We start from the raw sequence: 15,494 nt of genomic DNA, 5'->3' as shown, positions 1-15,494 counted from the left end.
TGCAAATTTTCATAAATTGCCATGTTGTTTCATGCTGATTTTGGAAAGAAAATCAATAGAAGGCTGGCCAATAAGATTGACAGCACCATTGCGGCTGGGAAAATGGTCACAGAAACAAGGAGACCGACTAGCTTGAGCAATAAATCAAGGGCGACGATTACGGTAGGTGTGGCATACAACAGGCCAAAGTTAGCCTCTGGATTGAGTTTGCGTAAATTGAGCGACAACAACACATTCATTAGCGAAATAATGATGATGATTGTGGTTGCATTGGAGTGCACACAAAGGTTTAATATAGCCTTTGGTCGTAAGAAGTAAGGTTTAGATAACGCAACTTGTCCACGATAATGGCATCTTTATTGATTCAGCCATAAACGAATTAGATACAGATAACGTTTTTCTTGACTGGGGTGATCCCCCTATAGCTGAATCGGCAGTGATGACTGCGATATCAGTTTACGGGGAAAACTCAAGCAAGCGATGCACATCTACATGGAGGCGATGTTTTGATAAAGAATATTTTGATAATGGCTGCAAACGGCCAGATCTCACGACTGATTGAAAATCAAATTCTCAACGATGATCAATTCGCCAATGTACATTTAACCTTGTTCTTACGCCATCAATCACGCTTGGCCCAGTTGGCGAAAAATCCGCGGGTCACACTGGTTGAGGGCAGTCTTGATCGGTTGGATGATGTCAAAAAAGCAATGGTTGACCAGGATCTTGTATTTGTCGGCGTGGTTGATCATAGCAAAGGCAGCCAACAAACACAAAATGTCATTGCGGGGATGAAGGCTGGTCACGTGCAGCGGGTGATTTATACGAATGTTCTCGGGATCTATAACGAAGTTCCAGGCGCCTTTGGCAAGTGGAACAAGGCGACTATCGGCAATGGGTTACCATCAGCTCTGAAGTCAGATCAACTTCTTGAACAGTCGGGTCTCGACTACACAACCTTACGCCTACCTTGGCTAAATGATCGTGACGTTAAGTATCAACTGACGCATAAAGATGAAACTTATGTCGGAGTTTCGGGTTCACGCAAGAGTGTGGCCGACGTGGTGCTTAAGATCATTGCGGATCCTGATTATTTGAAAAAAGACAGTGTCGGGATTGCCGATCCTGATACGGCCGGATCAGATCGACCGGTTTATTAACTGGGGAAAAGCGCTCACGATAACGCGCTCGCCAGCGCAGCAATCTGTGTGTAAGGACCTTGGTTGTAATGGTCAAAGTGCGATTATCGCGCCCAAGGTCACTTACACGCCGGTTGGTAATCGTGCTGGCTCGTGCTCACATTTAGGAGGTATTTCAAATGAAAGCAGCTTTTTTTTTAGGACCAGGTAAAGTCGAAACACAAGATGTACCAAGACCGCAGCTTCAAAAGCCAACTGATGCAATCATCAAGATTGTTCGAGCCAGTGTGTGCGGATCAGACTTATGGTGGTTCCGCGGCATCTCACATCGAGACGCTAATAGTCTTGTTGGTCATGAGGCGATTGGCATTGTGGAAGAAGTCGGTGCTGAAGTTCATGATATTCATGTCGGTGATTTTGTCATTGCGCCGTTTACACATGGTTGCGGTCACTGTGCGGCTTGTCTTGCCGGTTTTGATGGTGATTGCATGAATCAGGAAGCAGGCGGCAATGGTGGCTATCAGGGGCAGTATTTACGTTTCACGAATGCAAACTGGGCCTTGGTTAAAATTCCGGGTCAGCCGAGCGATTATTCAGATGAGATGTTGAATTCATTTGTCACACTGGCTGATGTCATGGCGACAGGTTATCATGCTGCTGCAAGCGCCGAGGTTAAACAAGGCGATACAGTTGTTGTCATGGGCGACGGGGCAGTTGGCCTTTGCGGCGTCATTGCTGCCAAGTTACGCGGTGCTAAGCGCATCATTGCGATGAGTCGGCATGAAGACCGGCAAAAAATGGCGATTGCTTTTGGCGCAACTGATATTGTACCCGAACGTGGGGATGAAGCGGTTCAGAAAGTCTTAGCAATGACGAACGGCGCAGGTGCTGATGCTGTGCTTGAATGTGTTGGCACTGAACAGTCAGTGGAAACTGCCACTAAAGTAGGTCGTCCAGGCGCAGTTGTGGGTCGTGTCGGCGTACCTCAAAAGCCAGAGATGAACACGAATAATCTGTTCTGGCGAAATATTGGTCTGCGTGGGGGGATCGCTTCGGTCACGACAGATGACAAACAATTGCTACTCAAAGCCGTCTTGAATGTCGAGATTCACCCAGGCAAAGTCTTCACGCAACGCTTTGATCTTGAACATATTCAAGACGCTTATGATGCGATGGATCAGCGGAAGGCCATTAAGTCACTAATCGTGGTTGAAGGTTAAAGGAGACTGTCATGGCAAGTAAAGTACTGATTGTGTATTATTCATGGTCAGGGCATACTGCTACATTGGCGAAATATTTACAACAGGCGACAGATGCAGACCTGTTAGCTCTACGTGTTCCTGAGCAAACTTTTTCGTCAGATATGTATGACACCTCTGGTCGGGCAAAACACCAAGTAGCGTCCGGAAATTTACCGCATCTGACAACGGTTATTCCTGATCTGACCGGTTATGAAACGATCTTGGTTGGTGGTCCGGTTTGGTCGGCAGCGCCATCAACACCAGTTTTGAGTTTTCTAAAACAGGTGCAAGGCAGTCGAGCTGTATTCAGGCCTTTTTATACCGATGCTGGCACACCCGGCGCCTATGAACAGGCGTTTAAACAGGCAGCTGGGCAACTGCAAGTCAAACAAGGATTTGGTATGGCGGGTGATAATGTCGCCCAAAAGAAGGCCGAAATCTCTGCATGGCTGACAACGTTGTAGAAACGTCTTGGTGTGCTAAAAATTTTGAGATGCTTGGACAAAGGTTTATCAGGTATTAATTGGAGCTCATGGTGAGTCACATCATGCAAAGGATCATTTGACTATCTGAGTCAAAAATCCGTTGTGATCGGTATTAGACCACTGAACTTAGTTTGCGGGTGAATGCCAGATAATCATGTCGTTGATCTGCTGAGACTGTTGAAGGAGCGATAAGCGTGACAATTGATGAAGTTAGTAAAAAGTTTAATCTGACAAAGGATACATTGCGTTACTGGGAAAGAATTGGGTTATTGCCTGAAATTCAACGGAATCAGAGTGGTTATCGTGACTACGATGAACATGCGGTCAACTGGGTTTATTACATCATGGTTCTGCGTAAGGCTGGGATGTCGATTGAATCGCTTTCCGAGTTTGTTAAGCTTTTACGGGAAGGCGATCAAACAATTGCAGCCCGAAAGTCTTTGTTTATTGAACAACGCGATGCTTTGATTGAACGGCGCGATAATATTAACAAGACCCTTCGCTACCTAGACTATAAAATTGATCATTTTGAAGATCACATGCTGGGCTACGAAAACGAGAAACTGGCTTATGAAGGTAAATTGACCGAAGAAAAGTAACAATCGGGTATTTTAGCCACAAAAAGGCGATTTTTCGGCAAAAGAACACAAAAGAGACATGCCCTGAACGATTTTTGGTACTGCATGGCGTCACGATATGGTATCCTAAGTGAAACATAAGATGGGAATGGTGACTTCATGCAAACAAAAACTTTGACACGGATGGGACTATTGTTGGCAGTTTTGATTGGCTTGGCCTTTGCGCCACCGATCACTGTTGGCTTTCTTGGTGTGCCGATTGTCTTGCAGAACATGGGTGTTATGTTGGTTGCAATGTTGTTACCAACGCGGCCAGCAACGATCACAATTGGTATGTTATTGGCATTGGCAGCATTAGGCTTGCCAGTATTGACAGGCGGTCGAGGCGGTATTGCTATTTTCTTAGGACCGACTGCTGGTTTCATGTACGGCTGGTTGTTGACACCGATAGCATATGCGGCCATAACGCACTATCTGAAACCTGATTTTTGGTTAACCAAAGTACTGGGTATGACATTTGGTGCGGTTCTTTTGACGGAATTTCTGGGTGCCGCGTGGTTAGCTGCGACTACCAGTTTGGGCTTTGTCCCAGCGCTTGCGAGTGTTTTGATTTATATTCCTGGTGACTTGCTCAAGATGGCGCTCAGTGTGTTGGTTGTTCAACAATTGACAGCTGTGATCCCGGCCTTGCGCTAGATAGCAGATTCCTGCTTAAATTGAAAGTACAAAAAAACCGTTGTCGGGGAAAACTTCCCGAACAACGGTTTTTATTTTTTCTTAATCAACGAATAAAAGTTCAAACGTATGATTTTTTGTATTCAGATTGACGCTGACGTGACGATTGAGATCACTGACAAGGTTGCGAGCAAATGCCATTTTTTCTTCAAAATCCTTTAGCTTAGCAGTGTAAGGGATTGAGTTGAAATCAAAATTTTCGCCGATGAAGGCGGCATCCGTGACATACTTCAGATTATTCTGATCGTGCCGGCTACCGGGTTTTAAGACCGCATCCAAGTAGTGGTAAAGTTCCGATGGTGAGTAGTGCAACGGTTTGGTTAGATCGGTGGTAATGGTGAAGTCAGGTGTATCATCGGCCATTTCTTCATTGACCTGCACCTGAGTGAGTCCTTGATATAGTTTCAATATAGGCACCTCGTATTCTTAAGAGTCATTATAACATGCTCAATGTTGGGTTAGGTGATCAAGTGCATCCTGAAAGGCGACTTGGGCTTCTGGCGTCGTTTCTTTTGCCAAGGCCGTTTTAAGAAAAGTCTCGATTTCAGGATTAGACGATGACTGTAATTCACCAACGGCCCAAGCTGCAGTTGCTCGAATCATTGGTCGCGGATCATGCTCAATGACCTCGAGCAAGTGAGGAATGGCGCTGCGGTCATGCAGGTTGACCAGTGCGATAATGGCATTACGTTGCAGTGGTTTTTTGCCGCGCCAAGCACCAGCCAGTTTGCCAAAGCGCGTTTTAAAGTCCTTGTTGGTCAGCGTTAACATTGGAATCAGTTCCGGTAATACCGTTTCCGGGTCGGGTTCCATTTCTGGATGGATATGAAAATCTTTGCCTTTATTAAACGGACAAACCTGCTGGCAGATATCGCAGCCGTATAGGACGTTGCGAATCATGGGCCGAAATTCTGGATCCATGTAGCCTTTCGTCTGGGTTTGATAGGAAAGACAGCGTTGACCATTCATGCGACCGTCACCAAGCAAGGCTTTTGGCGGGCAAAAATCAATACAGCGAGTACAATCACCGCACTGTGAGGTCATCGGTTCGTCAGGGGCAAACTTAATATTGGTAATGATCTCACCGAGGTACACATACGAACCAAATTCAGGTGTGATGAGTAGACCGTTTTTGCCGATAAAGCCGAGGCCGGCGCGTTGCGCAACGACAACATCGATTAATTCACCTGTATCGACCATGGGTTTGAAACGCAAGTTAGGATCATTTTCTGCCGTTCGTTTAATAAACTTGATAAGTGACGCCATTTTTCGATCAAGCACAGTGTGATAATCAATGCCCCAGCTGGCCCGCGCAAATCGGCCACGTTTGGGTCCTGTTCGCGGCGGTCGTTCATGGATTTTAGCCGGATACGCTAACGCAATTGCGATTATACTTTGTGGCTGGTCAAAAATTTTATCAGGATATAGGCGTTCATCGATATTTTGATGTTCAAAGCCAGTCGTGTGACCGGCCGCTTTTTGTGCGAGCAAGCTAGGTTTGAGCGCGGCAAAATTATCAGCGGTCGTAAAGCCAATTTTGTCGATTCCCAACTCTTTAGCATGGGCTTTAATCATCATTTTTAAATCCATCCCGGTCACCTCTTAACGTCATTGATGTCATTATTCTAGCCAAGTTAGAGTAGGAACGCAAAGATGCCGATTAAATTTAGCTATTTTTTGTTGTTATCAGTATCGTTAAGAACGCAGAAAGTGATCACGCATAATTAAAAAAGAAACCGGGACTGAAACATCGCCTGTCAAAGAACACCGCGCTTGCGGGACTCAACAGAGGTGTTTTCCCAGTTTCTTGATAGATGTGCTCAAAGATATTGTCTGATTGAACCATCAACTGTTGTAACTCATTCATGTAGCTTTTTACTGTAGATAAAGTTCGCGGAGATCCCGTTTTTCAGAGGGGGTCAGCTTTAATTCATCTTGCAAATAGTCGCGCATGCTGCCATATTCAGCATCGATTGTGGCTAAGGCACTGTCAAGAAAGGCACCCGAAACCGTGCCGAGATCTTGAATGTTGGCAAGAAGAGCATCAGTTGCGCCATGCTTACGAGCAGCTGCCAAATTCTTTTCGACCATCGGCTGAATGAGATCGTTTGTCGCGAGGTAGTCTTGGCGAATGGTATGACCATCAACACCGAGGGCTGAAAGTAGATATACCGCGCCCATCCCGGTTCGATCTTTACCGGCTGTGCAATGGAAAAGAACAGCACCATTTTCGTCATCGTTACTTAAGAGGATGTCGAAGAATTGACGATAAGCCTTTTGTGCAGAAGGCATTTTGACGATGTCGGCGTAGGTTTTAACCATGTTTTCAAAACCTGCGTGCGGATCACGTGAGAAGCTCTTTTGCAAGGCATCCGCCTGTTCACTACTCTTGGTTTCGTCTGTTGGGAAAACCGGCACAAAATGGTAGGTCGCGTGTTCTGGGTATCGATCGGGCTCAGCTGCTTGTTCTTCGGGTGAGCGAAAGTCGACATCGGCGATGAGCCCGTAATCGGAAAGGTATTGCAAATCCTGGTCAGATAACTCGCTCAACTTAGCAGAGCGAATGACTTTCTTAGGTTTGACTAATTGACCGGATTTTGTCTTATAGCCGCCGAGGTCGCGAAAGTTAAGTCCATTTTTAATGTCAAGAACATTGGGTTCCAAATTTAATTCCTCCATCATGAAAACGCTTGACTCCAGTATACGCGAAAGTTGTTGGTACCGGCAATGCATCCTTAAGTTTTCCAGCTAGTTGGGCATTAGGCTGTGCTTTTATGAGTGAGCGAGAATGCATTGTTTTCAAGGGTTATACGTGTATAAGGCATGTCGACTGAGCGTATCAGAAGGGACAAAAAAAGCCGTCAAATGACGGCTTTCCTTGAAGAATAACTTTACTCAGGCTGAGCGATAATTAATCCGGCAATGAAAGCCGCTACCAGCGACTTGGTGCCCGCCGCAAGTGGAACACCATTGTATGTCAGAACTGAGTTGTTGCCTAACAAGTCCTCAACACGGATTGATGGACCATCACCGACCGGTTGTTCGTTTTCTTGCTTCTGAGCATATTTATCCGGATAAGCCACACTCAATAATTCGAGCGGATCTGTATTATAGTATTCTGCAAGTTTGCGAATACTCCGTTCACTCGGAATTGTTTGATCGTTTTCCCACTTAGTAAAACTAGCTGGGGAAGTATGGGTTGCTTTTGCAACTTCGACGATTGATTCGCCGCGACCCTTTCGGATCTGTCGCAGCACGCTGCCAACACCATTTGTAATCATATTTCCACCACATTTCTTTCAATTTTTTTTGGCGCCGAATCCTTAAATTCAAGAATGCAAGCTCACTAACTTTAATATAGCATTAATGCGTATTAAATCAATCATAAACCCACGGAAATAAAACATATTTTAATAAATAATAACCGGGTTCGATCAGATTCAGTACGCGCATCAGTAAAGCCTGCCGTTGAGTCTTATTTTACAGGGTCTTGGGATAGATTACTATGTTAAGTGTTCAAATTTATTTCTTGTATTCGTTTCCTCGGCGTTCTATGCTTAAGTTAATCAGAAAGTAAGGATGTGAGCGGAATGGATCAAGAATATGATCGCTTGCTCGTACCGGTGGATGGCTCGAAGGAAGCAGAATTAGCTTTTAACAAGGCCATTAAGGTTGCACTGGCCAACCGAGCCCACTTGGATGTTTTGAATGTGCTTGATACCAAACAGTTTATTGGCAGTTACGGCGGCATGATTTCCGGCGATGCGGTTTATCAGTTGACGCAAGATGCACAGGAATACTTAGATAATTTGAAAGATCAAGCCAAAAGTGCAGGTCTGGATGATCTTGATATTCACATTCGGTTTGGCAATCCCAAGACGGTAATTGCAACTGATTTTCCGCACGACCATCACAATGATCTCATTGTGATCGGTGCAACTGGCTTGAACGCTGTAGAACGCGTCCTTGTCGGATCTGTCACGGAATATGTCAATCGCACGGCACCTTGCGATGTCCTGATCGTTAAAACTAAATAGGTAAGTGATTGTTTGTGAGCCGATGACAAAACTTGTTATCGGTTTTTTTGTTAAGCGCGAACAGGAGCGGCTAGAAAACAGAGTGTAAGTGGCCAGTTCGGTTCCTAGATTGCATAATTAAAGTTACCACCCAGAAAATGTGAAAAAAGACCTGTCCGTTCTTGCTAAAATGGTGTTTGCATAACATACCATCTAGAGAGAAGGACAGGTCCCATGGCCATTATAACCTTAATTGAACGATCTCAGATAGAACTGATGCAACACCACACGATTCAATACATCGCCGCGACCTTAGGCCGCTCTCGTATTTCTATTAGGCATGAGCTTCACCGTTGCCCTGAAGGTGATTACTGCGCCATTATAGCTCAGGATCATGCCGATACTTGTCGGCATCGTTGTGGTCGGCACTCGATTTTAACGCCTAAGTTGAAGCGGATGGTAACTGAGAAGCTAAACCTAGGTTGGTCCCCTGAAATGGTCGGTTATGCCGTTCACTGTGCGCCACACACGATTTACCACTGGATTTATCAAAGACAAGTCGATTTTCAGCCAAGCCAACTCTTTGATCACGGTAAACGTCATAAAAGAAGACAAGACCTTCGGTCGCGCTATAACCAAGCAGTAGGCACCTCAATTGAGATTCGCAGTGAGTCAGCTAATCGGCGAACCGAAAAAGGACATTTAGAGATGGATACAGTTCGCGGTGGTCGCGGGTCAAAGGCTGCTGTTTTGACCATTGTCGATCGGGTGACACGTTTAATGGCGACAACTAAGCTTGAAAACTTATCACAAAATGCTGTTCTCAAGGGATTTGCAAGACTGATGGTGGACTTTCCGGGTCCGGTTCGATCAGTGACGGTTGATCACGGTAAAGAGTTTTCCTGCGATCAGGCGCTTACAAAGCGCTATCGGATACCGGTTTACTTTTGCCACGCCTATCACCCGAATGAACGGGGCACAAATGAACGGTTCAATCGAGAACTTCGCTACTATTTCCCGAAGGGAACACAGTTTGATCAGGTTTCAGAGACCGATATTCAACAAGCCACAGCGCTTATCAATAACAAACCTAGAAAATGTCTCCGTTGGCAAACCCCAGTTCAAGCAGTGAGCAAGCCTCTTTCTAGGTGGTAACTTTATTATTGCAATCTAGGGGTTCAAGGCCCTTATATGTAGGCATCTGTGGCTGCGAACGCGTTAAAATGAATGGAATCCTGTCCAGCGTTGCACAGGTGAACGCATGATCTTGCCTTGCAAGCATCTTCACTGGCAATCCCTGCCAGCGCGGCGTAATGTATCCGTAAAAGAGAAGCCTATGCAAGTCTATGGAGGTGCTGGACAATGGTAAAACCAAATGATCACGCTGAAGAAGCCAAGACAGAAGCAGCATTGCAGCGGTATCAGGAACGTAAGCGTTATACGGATTGGGTTGCCAAAATGTCACCAGCTATGCGCGCGTACCACGATCATGAATGGGGCGTGCCGGTTCATGATGATCAAAAGTTATTTGAGTTGTTATCCCTTGAGATTTTCCAAGCTGGGTTGAATTGGGAACTAGTCATTGGCAAGCGCGCTGCTTTTAACGATGCTTTTCATAATTTTGCGATTAAACAAGTAGCTGCTATGGATGAAGAAGACGTCGAGCAGTTATTGCAGCGGCAAGACATCATTCGCAATCGTAAGAAACTTGAGGCAACAATTACCAATGCCAGAGCTGTGTTAAAAATTCAGGCAAAGTATGGCAGCCTTGATCACTATTTATGGCATTTTGTGAACGGCAAGCCGTTGGTCAATCGACCTAAGTCGCGTGCGGAAATTCCGACCAAAGGTGCCTTATCGGTCAAAATCGCCAAGGATTTGAAAAATAACGGCTTTGCGTTCGTAGGGCCGGTAATCGTGTATAATTATTTGCAAGGCGCCGGATTAATTGATGATCATGTTGTGATGCAGGACTGATCCGAATCGGCCCAAGAGGGAGCAAGACTGGTGAAGCGCGTCCGACTGTGGGGGATTTTTCTAGCAATTTTAGGGTCAAGCTTTTGGGGAATCTCTGGCCCAATTAGCGAGGCCTTATTTGATCAAGGCATTAAAGTTTCATGGCTGATTAGTTCGAAGATGATTATCGCCGGAATTGTTTTGATGCTCGTGGCTTTTTGGAAAGAGCGTAAAGCGATTCTAGCACCTTGGCGGAATACTCGTGATGCCTTGCAGCTAATTCTATTTATTCTGTTTGGCATGATCGGGATGCAGTATATTTACTTTAAGGCAGTTGCAGTAGCCAATGCTGCAACTGCCACGATTTTGCAATATTTGTCACCGGTGGCTGTGTTGATATTCTTAGCGCTGCGTTTGCGCGAAAAGCCGCGACGAATTGATATTGTGACGATTTGCTTTGCCATGATGGGGACGGCTTTGGTTGTTACCAAAGGGCATTTTACTCATCTGGCCATTTCGCCGAATGCTTTTTTCTGGGGTATCATGGCAGCATTGGCGGCAGCGGCGTATACCTTGTTGCCTGCAGGCTTGTTGCACCGCCACTCGCCGATTGTCGTCACGGCATGGGCGCAACTGATTGGTGGTTTGTTGATTGATGTATTTGATCCTTTTTGGAAGGAAATACCGCATTTAGATCACGCAGGTTGGGCTGGTTACTGGTTCATTGTGATTTTTGGCACCATCATTGCTTATTCGGTTTACCTTGCGAGCTTGCAGTTCATTTCTCCGACGGCAGCCACGTTGCTAGACGCCTTTGAGCCGTTGGGTGCAACGGTTGTTTCAGTCGTTTTCTTACACATGCATATGGGATTTGCGGAAATCTTGGGTGGCGTTATTATTATTTTGACAGTCGCCATGATGGCAATGGCGACGCCGCATGGACCGAAGCTGGAAGATCGCTCCTCGGACTGAGTGATCGTGCCGCATCTGGCGCCATCAAAAAGGATGGTGCATTGATACACACCATCCTAGCCAATTAGTAACCGTTCATCAGTGGCTGTTGCAGCAACCGAATCAGCTCGCATTCTTGGCCATGAGGTTCGGGATCACTTGCTGATGTTGATTTCGGCGCAGTGCAAGGATATAGCCGTTTTTAATGCGTAATCGATAGGTCACAAACAGTGACAGCTTGATAGGTCGGCCTAAATAATCGATAATTGGATATGGCTCGCGATTGCTCAGCATCATCCTCATCTCCCACTACTATTATATAACAGTATGTGTAACAAGTTTATGACAATCCCGCTTCGCCAGACTTGAAGACCATGCTATACTGGCGTAAGAATTAGCAACGAATATGGAGGCACAACATGGATCAATTTAGTATCAGTAATTTAGCAGACTGGCTTGAGGCGCATAATGATGACCTGATGGCCAAGAAAACCCAGCTTGACCCCAACAAAGTATACGCAATTGTGGATTATTTGAAAGTGCTCAAGAAGCCAGCTGAGAAATACTTGCATATGAAGCAGGCCGATTATTATACAATTGAATCTGATCACAAGTTAAACTTGCCAGATGACAATGCGCCATTGACCGCCACCCATGACCGTATCATGGTCAACCATGTGGATGGCTCAATCAAAAATGATCAGTTGAATTTTACATACAATCATGAACCCGTTTTTGACGGTGGGTATACCCCGCAGCGTGACTTGAATATTGTTAAGTACGGGCTTGAAGTGATTGGCGCAGTCGCAACCAGCGGCCATATTGAGACAGTCAGTGCGGCACTTTCACCAGATGCTGTGTTGACCTTGGTGCTTGCTGCGACGGCCTTTTCAAGTTATCAAGCTTAGTTAGGGCATTTCTGGTGTCGCCAGCCAGTCATGGTCGGTTAATTCATGGTACTTCTTTGAAACGGGTACCCATAAACGAGCTTTCAGGATAGCGCTGATGCTCTGCCAAAAGGCGGGGTCATCGCGCTGTTTTTGATTGGTTGTAATTGTGATCGGGACGCCGGTTTCAGTAATGGCGTTAATATACGGGTAAGCAATTTGTTGTAATTGGGTTGCGATGACATTAGTTTGATTAATCAACATATGCATCATCCTTCTTTCGTTTGTTGATAAAATCAGCATAACAAGGGGCTGTGGCTTTGGCGGGATGAATGTGCGGTGAATTTGGGCTTTATTCGTGACGAAGTTGTGGCGCTTTCATTAAGCAATGATTAAGCGCCTGATCAGCAAGGCCTTGGTTAACTGCATTAAAAAAGACAAGCAATAGGCGTGATCATGGCTTGTCTTTTAATTGGGGAAAATTAACAATAAGTTGCGTAATCTTGATGTAACTGGTCGCGTAATGATTTCTTATCGGCATCAGGAATGAAAGCTGCATCAATGGCGTTTAAATTGAATGCTAAAAAGTCAGCTGCTGTTGTACCAAAAGCTTGCTGATAACGCTGATATTCCTGGGTTAACGTGGTATTCGAGACTGTTCGATTATCAGTGTTAATGGTGATTTTGGCACCAGCTTTTTTAAGCGCCTGATATGGAAACTCAGCAAGTGTACGAGCGGCTTTCGTTTGGAGGTTGCTCGTGAGGCAAAGTTCAACTGTGGTGCCAGTTTCAACAATTTTCTCAATGAGTGCCGGTTGATCAAAACAAGCGGTGGCATGGCCAATCCGCGGAATGCCGAGTCGTACCGCTTCAGCAATGTTTTGCGGGCAATGACATTCGCCGGCATGAAACGTAAGCGGCACGCCAAGGGATTGAGCAGTTTTAATGGCCGGCGCGCACACGTTCGTTGGAAAATCAGCTTCGTTGCCGGCAAAGTCACCGCCGACGAGTGTTGAACCAAGTAGTGGGGCGGTGGTTTTAAACATTGTTTGGTTATCGGTGTTGGGCAACTGTCGCATGCCACAGACTAAGGCCTTCGCCATGATGTCATATGTTGCCATGCCTTGGTGTAAGCCTTCGATGACGGCTTGCGTTGCTTCGACCAGCGATAATCCGCCTGCTAGGGAAAATACGGGCGCAAAGCGAATTTCGATATAGCGGACGTTTTCTTCAGCCGCTTGTTCAACGACATCGTAGGCCGCGAGTTGCAAGGCCTTTTTGGTTTGCAGCAAGGGGGCCACGAAGTCGAAGGCTTTGAGATAATCACCTAAATTCTCGGAATCTGCTGGTGCCTGAACCAGTCGCCGCAGTTCGTCGTCAGTCGCCGGTAATTTTCGGTCGATCATTTTCGCGAGCTGACGAATGCAACTTAACGACAATGAGCCGTCTAAATGACAATGTAGTTCGGTTTTGCTTAGTTGATGTAATGTTTGAAAGTCCATCAAGTTTTCCTCCTAAACAAGTTCGCAGGCAATAAAGAGTGGTCGGCATGACCGAGGGGTGATTGGTTCGCGTCTGTTTAAACGCGTTCACCAGCCCAGAAACCTGCATGTAAGGACCTTGGATGCAATGGTCAAAGCCCGACCATCACATCCAAGCCCACTTACACTCCGGTTTCTGACCGGGCTGGTTCACGCTCTTGGCTGAAACGCGTTCACTGGTGCAGAAACCTGCACATAAGGACCTCAAGCCTAAATAGCCAAAGCCCAGCTATTTAGGCTTGAGGCCACTTATGCTTCGGTTTCTAAACGCGCCAGTTCACGCTCTTTTAAACGCGTTCACCAGCCCAGAAACCTGCGTGTAAGGACCTTGGATGCAATGGTCAAAGCCCGACCATCACATCCAAGGCCACTTACACTCCGGTTTCTGACCGGGCTGGTTCACGCTCTGATTGTTTAGAGTTTAACATAGGCGGCGCGTGACGCGGTACAATGGAATGAATAACTGGGAAAAGGGTGATGAGAGATGCGCATGGTCGATTTAATCACGAAAAAACGTGATCACAAAGCTTTAACCAATGAAGAGCTCACTTGGATGATTGAACAGTATACGGCAAAAGCAATTCCGGATTATCAGATGAGTGCTTTTCTGATGGCGGTTTATTTTAATGGTATGACGCCAGAGGAACGCAGCCATTTTGCTTTTGCAATGCTGCATTCCGGTGACGTACTTGATTTGAGCGATATTCCGGGTATTAAAGTCGATAAACACAGTACTGGCGGTGTCGGTGACAAAATTAGTATTCCTTTGGCGCCGCTGGTTGCGTGTCTAGGTGTGCCGGTGCCGATGATTTCCGGACGCGGTCTTGGTCACACGGGCGGTACATTGGACAAACTTGAGAGCATTCCTGGCTTCAATGTTGTGGAAAGCGAAACCCAATTCAAGCAGCAGGTACAGCAAATCAATGAAGCCATTATCAGTGCGAGCGGCGAGGTTGCGCCAGCAGATCGACGGATTTACGCTTTGCGCGATGTCACAGGTACGGTTGAATCGATTCCGTTGATTGCGGGGTCGATCATGAGTAAAAAGTTAGCCAGTGGTACGAATGCCTTGGTCTTTGATGTGAAAGTCGGCAATGGCGCATTTATGAAGACCACCGAAGATGCGCGGGCGTTGGCCAAAGCCTTGGTGGGTATCAGCAAAACCGCTGGGGTTAAAAGTGTGGCTTTGTTGACAGACATGAGCCAGCCGCTGGGCATTACGATTGGTAATAGTCTGGAAATTGCGGAATCTATTGCCATTCTTAAAAATCGTGGTCCGAAAGATGTCCATGATCTTACCGTTGCGTTGGCAGCACAGATGCTGGTGCTTGGCGGCAAGGCGGCAAGTCTAGAGATTGCCAGCGGCTTAGCCGAAGATGCGCTGCGTGACGGGCGTGCGTTGAATGCCTTCAAGCAATTGATCACAGCACAAGGCGGGGATGCTTCAGTAGTGGATGATCCACGCAAACTGCCACAAGCTAAGTATCGAATTGCTGTCAAAGCTGCCGAATCTGGCATTGTTGACCAAATTGACACAAATGCTCTGGGTTTGGCAGCGATGCAACTTGGTGGCGGTCGAGCGAAAAAAGATGATATTTTAGACTTGGCAGTAGGGCTTGTTCTGCATAAAAAATTGGGGACACCTGTGACCAAAGGCGATACGTTGGTTACGCTGCATGCCGACACCGAGAACGTTGACGCTATCAGCAACATGGTCAGAAACGCTTATCATATTGGCGATAAAGCGCCGAAAAAAACGCCGCTGATTCAAGAAGTGATTCGCCCCTAAATACGTTTTCATTCTTCCATCGTTTTCAAAGGTGTTTTCAAAATGGTTTTAGTTAATATTTGTTTGGTGGCCGAAACGCCGTCAATTAAGCGTGCAGCTGTATATCATAACAGTTTTGACTTGATGTGAATGATGAAAAGCATTATTTCAATGCTATTTTTTGGGTTTTTGGTTTT

The 15,494-nt window shown here is 46.1% G+C and carries 19 protein-coding genes; 11 read left to right on the top strand and 8 right to left on the bottom strand.

Going from position 1 to position 15,494, the window contains the following annotated elements; all coding sequences use genetic code 11:
• Window positions 1–29: 29 nt before the first annotated feature.
• A complete protein-coding gene (locus tag LBPC_RS11130) occupies window positions 30–281 on the bottom strand; it encodes a hypothetical protein (RefSeq protein ID WP_016366270.1) in 252 nt (83 codons plus the stop codon).
• Between the two features lie 225 nt (window positions 282–506).
• On the opposite strand from LBPC_RS11130, the gene LBPC_RS11125 reads away from it, so the two are divergent.
• The 5 genes from LBPC_RS11125 (at window position 507) to LBPC_RS11105 (ending at window position 4,139) form a co-directional block, all read left to right on the top strand.
• Window positions 507–1,160 carry an SDR family oxidoreductase gene (locus LBPC_RS11125; protein ID WP_016376630.1) on the top strand — a complete coding sequence of 218 codons (654 nt, stop codon included), beginning with the start codon at window positions 507–509 and terminating at the stop codon, window positions 1,158–1,160.
• Between the two features lie 158 nt (window positions 1,161–1,318).
• Window positions 1,319–2,359, top strand: a complete 1,041-nt coding sequence (locus LBPC_RS11120; RefSeq protein WP_003661892.1) for a zinc-binding dehydrogenase — start codon at window positions 1,319–1,321, stop codon at window positions 2,357–2,359.
• Between the two features lie 11 nt (window positions 2,360–2,370).
• Window positions 2,371–2,844, top strand: a complete 474-nt coding sequence (locus tag LBPC_RS11115; RefSeq protein WP_003661893.1) for a flavodoxin — start codon at window positions 2,371–2,373, stop codon at window positions 2,842–2,844.
• A gap of 215 nt (window positions 2,845–3,059) precedes the next feature.
• Complete coding sequence (locus LBPC_RS11110; RefSeq protein ID WP_003566985.1) at window positions 3,060–3,464, top strand: MerR family transcriptional regulator; 405 nt, start codon at window positions 3,060–3,062, stop codon at window positions 3,462–3,464.
• Window positions 3,465–3,602: 138 nt separating this feature from the next.
• The gene (locus LBPC_RS11105) at window positions 3,603–4,139 is read left to right on the top strand and encodes a biotin transporter BioY (protein WP_003661894.1); all 537 of its coding nucleotides are present in this window, start codon (window positions 3,603–3,605) and stop codon (window positions 4,137–4,139) included.
• A gap of 81 nt (window positions 4,140–4,220) precedes the next feature.
• Here the strand turns inward: LBPC_RS11105 and LBPC_RS11100 are convergent, their stop codons facing one another.
• The 4 genes from LBPC_RS11100 to LBPC_RS11085 all read right to left on the bottom strand — a co-directional run bounded on the left by LBPC_RS11100 (window position 4,221) and on the right by LBPC_RS11085 (window position 7,459).
• Entirely contained in the window at window positions 4,221–4,586 is a 366-nt protein-coding gene (locus LBPC_RS11100; RefSeq protein WP_003566980.1) for a hypothetical protein, read from the bottom strand.
• A gap of 39 nt (window positions 4,587–4,625) precedes the next feature.
• Window positions 4,626–5,768: a tRNA epoxyqueuosine(34) reductase QueG gene (gene queG, locus LBPC_RS11095; protein WP_003661896.1), complete on the bottom strand. Its 1,143-nt coding sequence runs from the start codon at window positions 5,766–5,768 to the stop codon at window positions 4,626–4,628.
• 285 nt (window positions 5,769–6,053) lie between these two features.
• Window positions 6,054–6,842 carry a tyrosine-protein phosphatase gene (locus LBPC_RS11090; RefSeq protein ID WP_016365924.1) on the bottom strand — a complete coding sequence of 263 codons (789 nt, stop codon included), beginning with the start codon at window positions 6,840–6,842 and terminating at the stop codon, window positions 6,054–6,056.
• A 227-nt stretch (window positions 6,843–7,069) separates the two neighbouring features.
• Window positions 7,070–7,459, bottom strand: coding sequence for a helix-turn-helix domain-containing protein (locus tag LBPC_RS11085; protein ID WP_003566973.1), 390 nt, complete (start codon window positions 7,457–7,459; stop codon window positions 7,070–7,072).
• A 309-nt stretch (window positions 7,460–7,768) separates the two neighbouring features.
• On the opposite strand from LBPC_RS11085, the gene LBPC_RS11080 reads away from it, so the two are divergent.
• The 4 genes from LBPC_RS11080 to LBPC_RS11065 all read left to right on the top strand — a co-directional run bounded on the left by LBPC_RS11080 (window position 7,769) and on the right by LBPC_RS11065 (window position 11,122).
• Window positions 7,769–8,215: a universal stress protein gene (locus LBPC_RS11080; protein WP_003566971.1), complete on the top strand. Its 447-nt coding sequence runs from the start codon at window positions 7,769–7,771 to the stop codon at window positions 8,213–8,215.
• 213 nt (window positions 8,216–8,428) lie between these two features.
• On the top strand, window positions 8,429–9,349 hold the full coding sequence (locus LBPC_RS11075) for an IS30 family transposase (RefSeq protein WP_003574021.1): 921 nt from the start codon (window positions 8,429–8,431) through the stop codon (window positions 9,347–9,349).
• Between the two features lie 207 nt (window positions 9,350–9,556).
• Entirely contained in the window at window positions 9,557–10,171 is a 615-nt protein-coding gene (locus tag LBPC_RS11070) for a DNA-3-methyladenine glycosylase I (RefSeq protein ID WP_003661898.1), read from the top strand.
• A gap of 30 nt (window positions 10,172–10,201) precedes the next feature.
• The gene (locus LBPC_RS11065; RefSeq protein WP_003661899.1) at window positions 10,202–11,122 is read left to right on the top strand and encodes a DMT family transporter; all 921 of its coding nucleotides are present in this window, start codon (window positions 10,202–10,204) and stop codon (window positions 11,120–11,122) included.
• Window positions 11,123–11,224: 102 nt separating this feature from the next.
• Here LBPC_RS11065 and LBPC_RS11060 read toward each other — a convergent pair whose 3' ends face one another.
• Complete coding sequence (locus LBPC_RS11060; protein WP_003571239.1) at window positions 11,225–11,398, bottom strand: hypothetical protein; 174 nt, start codon at window positions 11,396–11,398, stop codon at window positions 11,225–11,227.
• 122 nt (window positions 11,399–11,520) lie between these two features.
• On the opposite strand from LBPC_RS11060, the gene LBPC_RS11055 reads away from it, so the two are divergent.
• Window positions 11,521–12,009, top strand: a complete 489-nt coding sequence (locus tag LBPC_RS11055) for a hypothetical protein (protein ID WP_003584834.1) — start codon at window positions 11,521–11,523, stop codon at window positions 12,007–12,009.
• On the opposite strand, the gene LBPC_RS11050 is transcribed toward LBPC_RS11055, so the two are convergent.
• The gene (locus LBPC_RS11050; RefSeq protein WP_016376628.1) at window positions 12,010–12,252 is read right to left on the bottom strand and encodes a hypothetical protein; all 243 of its coding nucleotides are present in this window, start codon (window positions 12,250–12,252) and stop codon (window positions 12,010–12,012) included.
• 218 nt (window positions 12,253–12,470) lie between these two features.
• Complete coding sequence (gene add / locus LBPC_RS11045; protein WP_003661901.1) at window positions 12,471–13,490, bottom strand: adenosine deaminase; 1,020 nt, start codon at window positions 13,488–13,490, stop codon at window positions 12,471–12,473.
• 523 nt (window positions 13,491–14,013) lie between these two features.
• Between add and LBPC_RS11040 the strand changes: the two genes are divergently transcribed.
• On the top strand, window positions 14,014–15,318 hold the full coding sequence (locus LBPC_RS11040) for a pyrimidine-nucleoside phosphorylase (RefSeq protein WP_003661902.1): 1,305 nt from the start codon (window positions 14,014–14,016) through the stop codon (window positions 15,316–15,318).
• Window positions 15,319–15,494: the final 176 nt, after the last annotated feature.

This window comes from Lacticaseibacillus paracasei subsp. paracasei, assembly GCF_000829035.1.
Classification (GTDB): Bacteria; Bacillota; Bacilli; order Lactobacillales; family Lactobacillaceae; genus Lacticaseibacillus; species Lacticaseibacillus paracasei.
Note: the sequence above shows the minus strand (reverse complement) of the source record. Positions and strands in the feature narration are given on the sequence as shown.

Coding starts and splice junctions, on each gene's coding strand:
- LBPC_RS11120 (WP_003661892.1), top strand. CDS start 1,319: ATGAAAGCAGCTTTTTTTTTAGGACCAGGTAAAGTCGAAACACAAGAT.
- LBPC_RS11115 (WP_003661893.1), top strand. CDS start 2,371: ATGGCAAGTAAAGTACTGATTGTGTATTATTCATGGTCAGGGCATACT.
- LBPC_RS11105 (WP_003661894.1), top strand. CDS start 3,603: ATGCAAACAAAAACTTTGACACGGATGGGACTATTGTTGGCAGTTTTG.
- queG (WP_003661896.1), bottom strand. CDS start 5,768: ATGGATTTAAAAATGATGATTAAAGCCCATGCTAAAGAGTTGGGAATC.
- LBPC_RS11085 (WP_003566973.1), bottom strand. CDS start 7,459: ATGATTACAAATGGTGTTGGCAGCGTGCTGCGACAGATCCGAAAGGGT.
- LBPC_RS11080 (WP_003566971.1), top strand. CDS start 7,769: ATGGATCAAGAATATGATCGCTTGCTCGTACCGGTGGATGGCTCGAAG.
- LBPC_RS11075 (WP_003574021.1), top strand. CDS start 8,429: ATGGCCATTATAACCTTAATTGAACGATCTCAGATAGAACTGATGCAA.
- LBPC_RS11070 (WP_003661898.1), top strand. CDS start 9,557: ATGGTAAAACCAAATGATCACGCTGAAGAAGCCAAGACAGAAGCAGCA.
- LBPC_RS11060 (WP_003571239.1), bottom strand. CDS start 11,398: ATGATGCTGAGCAATCGCGAGCCATATCCAATTATCGATTATTTAGGC.
- LBPC_RS11055 (WP_003584834.1), top strand. CDS start 11,521: ATGGATCAATTTAGTATCAGTAATTTAGCAGACTGGCTTGAGGCGCAT.
- LBPC_RS11050 (WP_016376628.1), bottom strand. CDS start 12,252: ATGTTGATTAATCAAACTAATGTCATCGCAACCCAATTACAACAAATT.
- add (WP_003661901.1), bottom strand. CDS start 13,490: ATGGACTTTCAAACATTACATCAACTAAGCAAAACCGAACTACATTGT.
- LBPC_RS11040 (WP_003661902.1), top strand. CDS start 14,014: ATGCGCATGGTCGATTTAATCACGAAAAAACGTGATCACAAAGCTTTA.